7 protein-coding genes and 1 tRNA gene are annotated in these 13,652 nt (G+C 59.3%); 2 read left to right on the top strand and 6 right to left on the bottom strand.

The features are described from left to right. Nucleotides 1–298 precede the first annotated feature (298 nt). Nucleotides 299–2,251, top strand: coding sequence for a tubulin/FtsZ family protein (locus HL657_RS03860; protein ID WP_317295495.1), 1,953 nt, complete (start codon nt 299–301; stop codon nt 2,249–2,251). Here the strand turns inward: HL657_RS03860 and HL657_RS03855 are convergent. Together HL657_RS03855 and HL657_RS03850 are read right to left on the bottom strand one after the other, a co-directional pair. Continuing rightward, nucleotides 2,235–3,203: a DUF128 domain-containing protein gene (locus HL657_RS03855; protein ID WP_317295494.1), complete on the bottom strand. Its 969-nt coding sequence runs from the start codon at nt 3,201–3,203 to the stop codon at nt 2,235–2,237. The genes HL657_RS03860 and HL657_RS03855 overlap by 17 nt on opposite strands. Next, nucleotides 3,200–3,625, bottom strand: coding sequence for a dCTP deaminase (locus HL657_RS03850; RefSeq protein WP_317295493.1), 426 nt, complete (start codon nt 3,623–3,625; stop codon nt 3,200–3,202). The genes HL657_RS03855 and HL657_RS03850 overlap by 4 nt, the downstream gene beginning before the upstream one ends. A 55-nt stretch (nt 3,626–3,680) precedes the next feature. Here HL657_RS03850 and HL657_RS03845 point away from each other — a divergent pair. After that, nucleotides 3,681–3,752 (top strand) — tRNA-Arg (locus HL657_RS03845). Nucleotides 3,753–3,791: 39 nt separating this feature from the next. On the opposite strand, the gene HL657_RS03840 is transcribed toward HL657_RS03845, so the two are convergent. The 4 genes from HL657_RS03840 to HL657_RS03825 all read right to left on the bottom strand — a co-directional run bounded on the left by HL657_RS03840 (nt 3,792) and on the right by HL657_RS03825 (nt 13,614). Further along, nucleotides 3,792–6,722, bottom strand: coding sequence for an Ig-like domain-containing protein (locus HL657_RS03840; protein ID WP_317295492.1), 2,931 nt, complete (start codon nt 6,720–6,722; stop codon nt 3,792–3,794). Nucleotides 6,723–7,247: 525 nt separating this feature from the next. After that, entirely contained in the window at nt 7,248–10,253 is a 3,006-nt protein-coding gene (locus tag HL657_RS03835) for a VWA domain-containing protein (protein WP_317295491.1), read from the bottom strand. 403 nt (nt 10,254–10,656) lie between these two features. Continuing rightward, complete coding sequence (locus tag HL657_RS03830) at nt 10,657–12,051, bottom strand: PEGA domain-containing protein (RefSeq protein WP_317295490.1); 1,395 nt, start codon at nt 12,049–12,051, stop codon at nt 10,657–10,659. Nucleotides 12,052–12,090: 39 nt separating this feature from the next. Next, a complete protein-coding gene (locus HL657_RS03825; RefSeq protein WP_317295489.1) occupies nt 12,091–13,614 on the bottom strand; it encodes an AMP phosphorylase in 1,524 nt (507 codons plus the stop codon). Nucleotides 13,615–13,652: the final 38 nt, after the last annotated feature.

Genomic DNA, 13,652 nt, shown 5'->3' with positions numbered 1-13,652 from the left:
TCATCAAACGACACGTACCGCACAGGTAGTGCAAAACGGAGAGGTGTGCCAGGTTCCCGAGGAAATCCGAGGAGTCTTTTCCCTTACCCTGCAGGGGTCTCCAGCACGAGGAGATTAAACCGGAATGCATAAGTACAGGCATTGAACGAGAGGATGCGTTCCTCCCTCCAGGGTACGTACAGAAATATATATGTTCGCCCGCCCACATATTCATCAGTAGTTTGGGGTGAAATGCATGCCTCTTTCGTGGCAAAGGTCACTCCAGCGATGAAGGGTACCAGGCAGGGAGTATAGCGGTATGCGAGTGCTGACGATCGGGCTCGGGGGCGCCGGGTCACGGGTTGTGGATAACCTCTACGACCATGACCGGCGAAGCAAAATCTGTTGCATGAGTGCAGTAGCGATTGACATCGACCCAAACTCTCTGCTCCAGCTCCGCCATCTCCCGAACCCCGCGAGAATCTTCTTCCCGCGGGTCGATATCGCGGATCACGCTCAGGTCACGGACGTGATCGATATCGAAGAGGTGATGACCCGGCTCCAGAGCATGGATACGATGGAGATCGACGCCATCCTCCTCTGCTGTGGGCTCGGGGGCAGCGTCATCGATATCGCGCCGCTCATCATCGATGAGATCCGGAAATCCTACGTGGAACCGATCTTCGCTCTTGCCATACTGCCGTGCCTGGATGAGGGGAAACGGGTCTCATCCAAGGCCGCTGACGACCTCGACATGCTCCAGGAACTCGTCGACGCCGTCATCCTCTTCGACAACGAGACCTGGTCGCAGAAGATCAGGGCAGCCGTAGATGCGGCCGAGACGGAGAACACCGGCGTCATCGCCCAGCTGCGTCAGACTCCTGCGGCATCCGACCCGAGGACCCATTACAATATGCTCAATGAACGGGTTGCCCGGCAGATCGGCCTTCTGCTTCGCGCCGGGGAGTTCAACGAGTCAGGTCTCGATGTCGCCGAGGTCGTCCTGGATGCCGGAGAGGTCCTCAACACCCTGAAAGGGAACAGTTTCGTCGCGGTCGGCTATGCCACCGAGCGGCTGCCGACCGGGTGGCTGAACATCCTCCGCAGGCGGCAGTCGCTGAAGGACTTCATCCAGGGTTCGCAGGAGAAGGCCGCCCGGATCATTTCTCTCGCCAAAAAGGCTGTCTATGAGGAGATTTCGGTCCCCTGCGATCTCACGAGCGCCGACAAGGCGCTGGTGCTGATCGCCGGCCCTTCGACCGAACTCTCGATGAAGGGTTTCCAGACTGTCCGGAAGTGGATTGACCGGAGCATCGCCGGGCTCGAGATGCGGTCCGGAGATTACCCGGTGAAGAACACATCGTTTGTCGGGATCATCATCATGCTCGCGGGGTTATCCAACATCCCCCGGGTCGAGGAACTCCGGGATATCCGGACGGAGTACCGGCTTGAATGCGAGGAAGAGCAACTGAACGTCGAAGAGAAAGAGCGGCTGCGCGACGAGGAGGCGGCCCTGGCATCGAGTGCCGACGCCGGACTGCCGGAATGGGACGAAGACCCGGGTTTCGCCTCCCCCCTTGAGTCGGCATATCTTGAGGAGAGTGGATACGTGGCAGAGATGCCTGCACCAGAAAAAGACGAAATGATCACGCTCCCGGGCGGTAGCGAAGGCGGTGAGAAGCGCAGAGACGATACCATCGAGATGATCCCGAAACCGGATAAGAAACAGGACGACGGGGCCGTTATCCTGCCGCCCAGGCAGGGCGGGAGAGAGATCGACCTCACCGGCTCCGCCTCGGTCACCTCATCTGTGCCCGCTCCAAAGAACGCCACCTTTGGCCTGAAGGGGATCAGCATCGAGAAGACCGCTCCGAAGGATGATGCGGCAACCTACTCTGCACTCTTAAAACCCGTGCAGCGCCCGAAAGACGGGGTGTTCGACGGAGAGCAGGTCACATTCGATCGCAGAGTGCAGCGGCCGAAGGACGGGGTATACACCGGGGATGCGATCGTGCTGGACCGGAAGACGCAACGGCCGATCGACGGTGCATTCGATAAATTTGGCCTGCATGTGCGGGGGGCGGCCCCCGCGCCGAAGGATACCCAGCTCGACCAGACCGGCCGGGGATTCGCCCGGCCGGGGCCCCGCCCGAAGGAGGCCGGCCCTTCGCGCGGAAAGCTCGAGGTGATCGACGCGACAGCCCGGCAGAAGAGCGGGGAGGAGAAGAAACCGGAAGACGACCCGGACGACGGGATCACCTGGATCCGGTAGCTTCCGCTATTCGTTCGAACGGTATGATCCCGGCGCCAATTTCGGTCCTGAAAGCGTAGCCTTTCTCAATGGCGTTCCCCACCATGTTCATGCCGGAAAATGCGACGATCGAGAGCCGGTAGGGGTGTTTAGGGAGGTTGAACTCCCCGATGCCTCCCCCGACAGGGAAGGTGAACCCGCATTCTTCCATCAGGCCGACCGCCACCTCCACCCGATACCGTGCGGCAGCAGGCACTGCGCGGACGTTCGCAAGCGCGACGCCGGCACGGGTTGTCACCAGCCGGTGTATCGAGGTAAGTCCGGCGGATATGAAGAGGTGGAGCGGATCGACCGATGCTCCCCGGTAACCGATGAGATCGAGGAACCCGGCGGAGCCGTTCTCATCGACGGCAATCCTGCCGGCATATTCGAGCCTCGTCGGAATACCCATCTTCTGGAGGACGCCGTCCAGGGTGACGCTGCAGGCCGTCATGATCCCAACATGGCCGTCGGGTATGCGGGGATCGGAGTCGACGACCCGGTAGGTGTTCAGGAACCCATAGCCCGCTCCTGCCACCTCGTCGAAGGCTGCCGTGACGGCGGGAAGATCCTCATCCCGCACAAAGGAGAGATTGTAGGCAACGCTTCCTGTCCCGGTTGCCGGATCGAAGGTGCTCCGGAAGGCGAGCTGTTCAAGCCTCGATATGATGAACCCGATCCGCTCGTCGACGAGCGCGCTCTCGCTCTCGGCAATCCCCGCCTCGGTAAGAATGCGCCCCCGGTTCCCGATCTTCTTCGTAAATCCCATCTCGTCGAGGTACTGAAGGTAGTACTGGACGGCGCGGTCGCTCAAGACAAAGCCCCGTTCGGCCATCTTCTCGCTCAATCTCTTCGCGCCCAGGGGTTCGTGCGACTCCGCGAGGATCCTCAGAAGTTCAAGGTACTTCCGCTCCGAACGTATCGATGGGGTCATCGTGTATGCACCGCGCCCCGGCTATCCTGATACCGCCCCTCATAGAGCAGGTCGCCGTTCAGCACTTCCTGCAGGATCATCTGCACAACCCGATCGCCTTTTGAGAGGCAAATTTCTTCCGCACCGGCGTTCGTCAGGCAGAGTGTCAGCTGACCGCGGAACCCGGGGTCAACGAACCCGCCGCCGAGGAGGACGCCGCGGCGGGCAAGCGAAGAGCGGCACCGGAGGGTAGCCGCGAGGTCTTTTGGAAGCTCCACCCGCTCGATCGAAGGAACGAGGGTACATGCCCCGCGCGGAAGCACGGTCTCTTCAGCCACACGAAGGTCATAGGATGCGGGCTGCTGAGATCCACTGTGATACGGCTCGATAACAAGATCGCCGTTCTGGAGACGGCGAACGATTTCGCTGGACGAAATAATCATTGTATAGGGTACTGGCACAAAAACGCTTAATAACTTATGATAGAAAACCATGAGGGGACCCATGGGGTAGAGGACATCCTTTTGGGCTTCGAACCCAAGGACGCGGGTTCAATTCCCGCTGGGTCCGTTATTTTTTGCCAGGTGCATGCTTTACCTACAAAAATGGTTATGCGAGCCGGATATACGCCGCACTGAGTTCTCCAACCCTGATCGAGGGGAAGAACAGCACGGCATCAGGCGCATCGTCTGCAAAGGCGCGTATCCGGACCTGGTATTCACCCGGTGGGAGCGCCCCGACATAGAGAGAGGAAATTTCCCCGGTCACGGTGCCGTCCGCGGTCAGGGTGTCGAACCGCACCCAGGAGAGGCCGCCGTCATTTGAGTATTCCACGAATTCGGTTGCGGTTGTCGACCCGGTGTAGGTGAGGTCCCAGGCAGCGGTGAGGAACTCCTCGACCGGCTCTGTGCAGGTGTAGTGCGGGTTTGAGAGGGTGAGCGTCGCGGCACCGAGGCCCGTGTTGTTGAGATCCGGAACCGCTGTGATGAAGGTGTCAGGGAGGCCGAGTTCAGCCGCACCGTCGTTGAACGTGATCGTTGAACCGGGTCCGAAGATGTTGATGTTGCCGTCGGTGAGCACCCGGAGGCGGAACGTCGCCTCCCAGGTCTGGTCGAGGTGGACCGTGCCGACGTCGAACTGCAGGGTGTGGTTGTCGTTCCAGTCATCGGTCTGGTTGATGGTTGTCAGGCGGATGATCTCATGGTGTCCGGTCTCGTTCTCGACCCAGCTCTCGATGACGGTCGAGACCTCGTTCTCATAGACGTAGGAGAAGACATCCCGGCCATTCCGGTCATCGTCGTTGACCCGTATTGTGCCGAAGTCAAGGGTTATCTCGGTGTTGACACCGGCCTCGGTTTTGAGTTCGCCGGCGATGTCGGTGTAGACCCCAGAAAGCCCCTCAGCGGAGTCTGCATGGTAGTACTTGCCGCCGGTCGCGTCTGCAAGGATTTTCATCGTATTCCAGGTGTTGCTGTTCGTGCCAATGTCTTTTGTGAACGCTATCGTGTATATTCGGATTTTCTTATCTTTCACATAGGCCGATAGATTCTGCTGCTGCTCCGTAAGATCCGTGAACGTTGTATAGTCGTAGTCGTTCCATCCATAGTAACCCGTCCCACTATGAGCAGTGCCCCGGGCAAGTGGGTCACCATAATAGTTGTACTCACCGTCGGACATCAGGATAACGGCCTGTACGGCATCAGGATTGGAATTGGGATTGCCGATCATCTCCTGGATCGCGACATACAGCCCGTTTCGAGTACCGGTTCCACTTCCGGTCTCGAGCCCCTCAATAGTGCTGTTCACCCCCAAATATTCATCAGTCAAATGCAGGTCACAGGAGGCATCCTTATCATATGAAACCAGGCCAATCTTATCCCGGGCAGGGTTCATCTCCCCAACAAAAATTTTTGCCGCGGCCTTTGCTGCCTTTATCCTCTCCCCAGATGGAGAGAAGGATCCATCAATAGCCCAATTCATACTCCCCGACCGGTCGATCGCCAGCACCACATCGATCGGGTCCGGCCGGAGTTCCCAGCCGTCGCCCTTCAGCCGAATCGTGACATCGGTTGTATTGTTCACCGCAACGGTCTCATTGGAGACACTCGTCTCTACTGAGAGATAGGGGTAGTTCATCCAGGTAAGGTCGAGAGACTGAGTGACATGACGGTTCAGGGTGCTGTTCTCCCACGTCGCCTGGACGGTCGCCGTGCCCTTTGCGGCGGCGTCCCAGCCTTCCTCCTCCGGACCGGCAAACTCACCCGGGTGGAACCAGACGATGGCATAGCCGTCGTCGCCGGTGGTGGTAGACATCTCATTCTGCCCCACGGTCTGGAGGTACGGCGCCCCGGTCTGGGTGTAGCCACCAACGTGGATCGATCCGGGAACGATAGCAAACGTCACCTCCTCCCCGGCAACCGGGTTCCCTTTGACATCCATCACCTTGGCCCGGAGTTCCGCAACAGAGTTTCGATGGACATCCCGGCTCGGCATGGACTGCGGGCTTGCCGAGAGGAGCATGTTCACCGGATCGGTGTGGATGAACTCGACCTCCTGTGCTATTGTCACACTCGCATTGTCCACAGCCGTCGCAGTAAAATTGATGATACCGGTAGTGTCCTTCGGGCCGTAGGTGAGGCAGGCGACGCCCGTGCTGTTTGTCGTCAGGACGGCATTCTCTCCGAGGGAGGTGTTGACCCGGAAGCCACGGCCGGCCGCCGGGTTGCCCCAGGTATCGAAAAGCCTGTAGGTCAAAGTGAACATGCTCTCGCTATCGGCGGGCTGGTAGGGGACCGGGTCGGCATCGGGGCTGACCGAGACGGCGATCGCAGCTGGAATCCCTGTAGGCTGCCCGTGGACGGAGATGTAGCGGCTGGTTCCATCCTGGAGAACACCTATCCGGACGATGTTTTCACCGACGGTGCGGCTGGTCCGGAAGGGCACCTGGACGAAACCCGTGGCGTTGATCGTCCGTTCTAACTCGGGCACCGGCTCTCCCCCGTCGTCGATGAAAGCGGCATCGTCATCGACCGAACCGACGCTGAAATGCACGGTCTCGGCAACTCTTTGATCGTCCACCGGGTTGCCGTGCAGGTCGGCCAGCCCCACGGTGATGGTGGTGGTGGCGCCCGCGGTCACTTCCGACCCGTAGTCAAGGTGCGTGACGCGGCAGGGCAGGTCATGGTCGATCGAGAGGTGGAGTGCCTCTTCCACCGCCCCGGCCCGTGCGGTTATTACAGCAGTGCCGCTCGTCCGGTTGGCGGTAAACGTGGCAGTCGTGATCCCGGAAACACCGGTGGTGACGGTCGCGGGTGAGATGCGGCCGTAGATCGGGTCGACGGAGAGCGCCACGGTGCAGTTCTTAAGCGGCGCTCCACTCGCATCGAGTGCCTGTATCGATATAGCCGCCGAATCAACTCCGCTCGCCACCAGCCAGTCGGCATCGGTCGAGAGCTGGATCCGATCCGGGTCCGCCGCGCTCACGGCAGAAACGATCAGGCCGAGCAGGATCGTGAGGAGCACTACTTTTTGAAAATACATAGTGAGATCAGGGAGCCGTGATCCTACATCATATATATATGTTTCCTGATTTGATCTGAATTTAAGGCAGGTATTCAAAACCTGCAAAAACCACCCTGATTGCCACTACAAAGGAAATTTAAACGATATTTTTCGCTAGAACAGTTTTACAGATTACTATTAGCACCACACAACAATCATATAGGGAATCCAGGACATATTTTCCGCACATCAGTATCCAAAAAAAGAGTCGTTATGAGTTCAAATCAAAGATTTAAATGCAGATGTCCAGGATCGATTAAAAATATGCCATCCGCGGAGCGCTGGGCATCCCGCTTGAATTAAATATAGGTTTGTGCAGGTGCGCCGGACGGCGTCCGGAGAGGGAGCCGGTGCCGCAGCCGGAACGAAGCCGAGGGGAAGAAAGGCATCGGGCTTTTATCTCCGCGCGGCATGAGCAAGACGGCCGACCGCAGGACGAGGGTACGGGCCGCAGGGAGTTCAGGGGCGCACCCCACCTGCTGGAAAAAAGGGTGCCGGAGCCCCTCACTGGATACGTATATACGCGCTTCCGGTCGCCCCGGCAGTTACAGTCCGGGTAATCTTTGCCGAGGCGTCCTCGGTATCCGGTGCGTAGCCACGGACCCTGATGATGTATTCGCCGGGCGGGAGGCCCCGCACGTCAAGCGTGGATTCTCCACTCGTTGTCTCGTTTGTGGCGGAGAGCGTGTCGAATTTCACCCAGGTGTACTCGTTGTCGTTGGAGTAGAAGACATCCTCCGTCACGCCGTACAGCCCGGTGTAGTTGAGGTCCCAGGTGACCGGGAAGAACTCATCGATCGGCTCTGTGCCGGTGAAATTCAAGTTGCTAATGTTGAGCACCGCAAAGTCCATCCCGGTGTTGTTCAGGGGGTAGGCCGTGATGAAGGTGTCGGGGAGTTCCAGTGAATCGGTGCCGTTGTTGAACGAGATCGTCGAACCGGGGCCGAAGATGTTGATGTTCCCTTCCGTCTTCACCGCAAGCCTGAAGGTCGTCTCCCAGGTCTGGCCGAGGCGCACGGTGCCGATGTCGAAGTGGAGGTTCTGGTCGTCCCAGTCGTCGGTCTGCTCGATGGTGGTAAAGTTTATGACCTCATAATGTCCCGTCTCGTTGTCGACCCAGCTCTCGACGGTGGTCGATACATCCTCTTCGTAGATGTAGTCGAACACACCAGATCCAGAAGTGAGATTCCCGTTCACCTCGACTTGCTTGAAGACGACGTCCAGTTTGGTATCGACACCGGCCTCGGTCTTGAGTTCGCCGGCTATTTTGGTGTAGACTTCCCGGAGTTCGTCCTCGTTCCCTGCCCAGACGTATTCGCCGCCGGTCGCCTCGGACAGAACACCAAGATCCTCCTCGACATCGGAGTCCAGCACCGAAGCGAACCCAATGCTGTAGATTGTCACGTTACCGGTTTCATCGCCGCTATTGGCGTACACCGACATGTTCTGGTTGGTGAACTGACCGTTGTCGCAGATATTGTTCGTGGGAGTGCGGTACTCCTTCTCGTTATAATTCCATGTATCATACCAGTATCCAGTATCAAGTTTTTGTGTACCACTGGCATCGCCCTTCGGATCTGGGAGGTCATGGTACCACTCGTACCTCTCGTTTGAGAAACTGTAGCTGCTCCCGCTCCAGGGGTATCCTGATAGCGGGGCCCAGTAGGGATATGAATACCAGTCGCTGGTGAGATAGCGATTATTGTCGGCGTAACCGGTGCCCTTCGCCAATGGGGAGCCGTGATAGTTCCAGTCGCCGTCCCCCATGAGGATGACTGCCTTGACGGCATTGGACCTTCCGTTCTCCTTGAGGTACTTGATCGCGGTGTAATACGCCATCCTCATGTTCGTTGCACCGTCCGCTGACAGGCTGTTGATTGATCCCTCAATCTCGTTAGAGTCACTGGTCAACCCCTGGTCCAGCGTGGCATCGAAGGCGAACGAGACCAGTGCCACCCGGTCACGAGTAGAGTTCATCTGAGCGACAAAGTTGTTCGCTGCATCCTGTGCTGCCTCCATCCTTTCATTTGAGGTACCGCTGTTCCTGGCGATATCATACTTCATACTCCCCGACCGGTCGATCACCAGCACCACATCGATCGGGTCCGGCTGGAGCGCCCACCCGTCGCCCCGCAGCCGGATCGTGACGTCGACCGTATCGTTCACCGCCACCGTCTCGGGGGAGACCTCCGTCTCCACCGAGAGGTAGGGATAGTTCTTCCAGGTGAGCTCGATGTCCCGGCTGACGTTGCCCCACGTCGCCCGGACGATCGCCGTCCCGGTCGCGGTCTCGCTCCAGCCCGACTCCCCTTCGCGGGCGAAAGACCCGGGGCTGAACTCGACCAGAGCATAACCGTTGTCGTTGGTGATGGCAGACGTTGTATTCAAGCCCTCGCCAATACATGGCCCCTCGGTCTGGTTGTACCCATCGAAATTAACCGAGAGTATCTCAAACCACACCGTCTCATCCCCGACCGGGTTCCCCCTGACATCCATCACCTTGGCCCGTATCTGCGAGACGGAATCGGATTTAACATCCCGGCTCGGCATCGACTGCGGGCTTGCGGAGAGGAGCATGTTCGTCGGGTCGGTGCTGGTGAACTCAAGCTCCTGCGTTGTGCTCACGTCCACATTCGCGGCCGCCGTCGCGGTGATGATGGCCATGCCGACGGAGTCCTCGGGCCCGTAGGTGATCATCACCTGTCCGTGGGCGTTGGTGTTGAGGAGACGGCTCTCCTGCTCATCAGGCTGGCTCAACCGTTTCAGTGTGGCGTTCACCCAGAGACCCTGCCCGGCGGAAGGATTCCCGAATTCGTCCAGCAATGTGTAAGTGAACGAAACCTTCGTCTTCCCGTCGGCCGGAACCGAACCGCTGTCCGGAGCGACCGCCTGCGTGATATCGGCCGGCAATCCCCCCAAACCGGTGATGGAGATACTACGGCTCCCGGAGAAACCGATCAGTGCAGGCTGGATCCAGACAAGATTCTCCCCGGCCACCGTATCAACCCGGAGCGTTGCGATGGCGTCCCCGGCAGTATTCACTGGCATCTCGATTTCGTCCGGCTTTGTGGCTCCGATGAATGTCGCGTTCTCGGTGGGCGAACCCACCATGAAGAACACTTCCTCGGGATCGCTACCCTCGGCGCTCTCCCGCCTGCCGTCCACCAGGTTCCCGTACCTGTCCGCCACCTGGACGACGATCTCCGTCGTCTCCCCGGCGGTCACCTCCGGCTCGTACCAGAGATTGGCAATCTTGTTCGGCGCCGCATGGTCGATCTGCTGCTCGACGTTATCGGTCAGTGGCTCATCCAGTTCCTCGTGCGACATCGTCGCCGTTATCGTTGCCGTCCCGCTTCGCGTCCCGTGCCTGAAGGTCGCTGTTGCCTTTCCGTCATCGTTCGTGACCACGCGCACAGGTGAAATACTTCCGTAGACACTGTCCACCGCAAAATCAATAACAATCCCATAGATCGGGCCGCTACTGTTCGCAGCCTCCACCTTGACGTCCACAGTCTCCCCGCTCCCCGCCGTCAGCCACGGCTTATCGGTGCTAAGGGTAATATCATCAGGTATCAGCGCACCGGCCGGGGCCGTCAGCAGAAGTAACCCCACTGCCAGACACGCATATGTCCATCCTCTCATACGTCACCGTAGGTGTTCCTAGCACACCATATTATATAAATATTATCCACACAACGAACAGTCAGGAAGGCTTCTTTTCCATAAAGAACAATAATATACACTCTGATTGAACAAATGTTCTCCAGGGAGGACAGGGGGGAATAAAACGCATTTCGCACCCCGGGACTATAAAATATCCTTTCTGTCGCATGTGAATTCTGCCGCCAAACTTCCGGGGAGTTGTGCTCCCGAAGGAGGGCCAACTCCGGGAAAAAAGTGATCGCGGGGAAGCCTAAAGGCTGTCCCGGCCGCGTGACTTGCCCTTATTCTTTCCGGCACGCCTGCGCCGCACGACCATGACCCCTGCGAGGAGGGCCGCGGCGACAACCCCGACGCCGGCAACGAGCAGCCAGAGGTTGGACTCCCGCTCCATGACGAGCGGGACGGTGAACTCGGTTGTGCCGAGCGGGATATCGGCGTCGACCGAGATGTTCCGGTAGCCGTCACAGGCAGCGGTGACCGCATACACCTTGTTTGTAACGAGCGCCGTGTTGAAGCATCCCTGGCTGTCCGTCACCCCGACGACCTGGCCGTCGATGACGATGACTGCATTGCCCACCGTGTTCTGAACAGGGTCTTTTGCGCGGATGGTCACGCTTGCCCGTTCGTAACCAAGCTTGGCGACGATATCCTCACCCTGACCAGAGATCTGGCGCGTTTCGCTCCAGTCCTGGTAGCCGGGTGCCCGCACCAAAATCTTGTAGGTGCCCGCATGGATTTCGGAGAGCATGAACCGGCCGTACTGGCTGGTCTTGCCCTTGAGCGTCCCGTTGAGGTAGACCTCCGCTGCCTCGACCGGTTTCGTCGTCTCGTCGAAGGCTGTTATCGAAACCGGGTATGCTGACTTCGAGAGGGCCACCGTGAGGAGGACGTCGTCCTCCTCAAGGTAGCGGCTTTCCTGGTAGGGCTGGTAGTCCGGCGCCGTAACCCTGAACGAATACCGATTCGCCCGCTCCAGGTGAAGCGGCAGCCTGCCGTCGGCGTCGGTCACCCCGGCGCGCACATTGTCGATGTACACCTCAGCGTCTTTGAGGGGAGCGGATGTCCCGGCGTCCCGGACCTGGATCGCCAGAAGATCGTTAGAGAAAAGCCAGTACTGAACGATCCTTTCGCTGTTCTCCATCTGCACAGTCTTAGAGAGGTCGTAATAACCAGACGCGCGGATCTCGACGTTGTATGACTCTCCCGCCTTCACCGGGAAGTTCACGCTCCCGCTGCTGCCGGTGACCTCCGAATCGGAGTAGTCCGCACCCTCGACGCGCACCACGGCACCGACAACCGGTTTCAGGGTTCCTGCGTCGTACAGTTCGAATGTGAGGGTTTCGTCCTCCCGAACCATATCAACCTGAACGCGAGTTTCATCGTAGTCGACGTAGTCTACCCAGGTCCGGTAGCCGTTCCGAACGACTTTCAGGTTCAAATCCCTCTTTCCGGAATGGACGTAGGAATAGGTGCCATCTGATGCTGTTCTCCCCATGTAGTCGCCGTCGACGTATATGGAAGCATCGGCGAGCGCATCATCGGTCTGCTTGTCGGTCACGCTGATGCGAAGAGTGACCGCCTGCGCCGCGCAACAGAGGAGAACGCAGGAGACAAGAAGAGCTATAATGAGGCGACGTTTCTTCATGCTGGAGTATACTGCGGTCAAAAATTTGAGTGCTTCGGTTTACACCCACCGTTCGTGGGGGATACGTTCAAGTACCATACCTTCCACAAGCACCGGCATCAGCGTCCGGCCGACCTCGATCGCACGTTCGAGCCGCCATTCCCGGTCGGCGTAGATGGTGAAGATGGGATCGCCCTTCCTGACCCGGGTCCCCTTCTTTGCGTGGACGAGCAGGCCCGCGCCATGGTCATAGGGTGAACCGGCGAGCCGGGCGAGCGTAACGAGCGCGCTGTTGTTCAGTTCGATGACGTAGCCGTCCTGCGGCGCATTTACATCGAACCCGTACTCTCCCGGAACGATATCCTCAGCTTTTACGTTCGGATCGCCGCCCTGGATCTCGATAATCTGCCGCATTTTCTCGAGCGCCTTACCGCTCTGGAGGATGTCGGCAGCCACCTGGGCACCCTGCCCCGGTCCGGCCTTCCCGGCCATCTCAAGCGCGATCCCCGCGAGGGAGAGGCTTTTCTGGATCAGGGAGTTCGGTTCGGTCGCTCCTTCGAGGACGGCGAGCGCCTCGTGCACCTCGAGGTTCGGGCCGATGGTATGGCCGACGAGCGATTCGCCGTAACTCAACGCGCACTCGACCCGCATGCCGAGCCGTTCCCCAAGATCGATGAACTCCCGGGCGAGTTTGCGTCCCTCTTGAGGCGTCGCGATCTTGGTGTTCTGGCCGACCGGGATGTCGATGACCACGAGGTCGGCGCCGACGGCGAACTTCTTCGCCATGACGCTCGCGATCATCTGGCCCCGGGCGTCGATCCGAAGCGGGTACTCGTAGGTGATGATCTTGTCGTCGGCGGGGGCGATGTTCGTGGCCCCGCCCCAGACAATGGCACCGCCGACCTTCTGGGTCATCTGCTGCACCTCGATCGCCGGGAACGAAACGGGCGCGAGGACTTCCATGAGGTCGGCGGTCCCGCCGGCGCCGGTGATGGCGCGGGAACTGGTCTTCGGGATCATGAGGCCGCTGGCGGCGATGATGGGCGCGATCAGGAGGGTGATCTTGTTCCCGGGCACGCCCCCGATGGAGTGTTTGTCGACGATGGGGTGCCGGGTGAAGTGGAGTTGTTCCCCGGTCTCGACCGTTGCTCTCGTCAGGTACTCCACCTCGTCCATGTCGAGGCCGTTGATGTAGGACGCGGTGACGTAAGCGGTGATCTCCCCAGGCGAGAGGACGTCGTCGACGATATCCCTGACGATATCCGCAGTCTCGTCCTTGGTGAACCGGCCGCCGTCCATCTTCTTCTTGATGTGCGAGAGGGACGCAGGCCGCTCGGCGCCGCGGACCTCGACGGAGGTCCCTTCATCGACGGCAAGCGTGGCGTTCACCGGTTGGTAGACGCCGATGGCGCCCGATTCGATGAGCGACCCCGTGGTGCCGACGTGCGCCTGGGCGGTCTTTCCGGTCGCTTCGTCGACGATCTGGACGCGGTCGCCGTCGCGGACCCGCATGTTCTGTGCGTCGGTGCAGTGGAGAAGGACCCCCCGATTTGCGATGTCGAGCAGTTTCACGGTCAGTTTCATGTGCGTAATCCCATCCTGGTTGAGATTGAGGTGTTGTA

Origin of the sequence: Methanoculleus nereidis (assembly GCF_032944295.1) — an archaeon.
GTDB classification, from domain to species: domain Archaea; phylum Halobacteriota; class Methanomicrobia; order Methanomicrobiales; family Methanoculleaceae; genus Methanoculleus; species Methanoculleus nereidis.
This window is presented reverse-complemented; position numbering and strand designations above follow the sequence as displayed.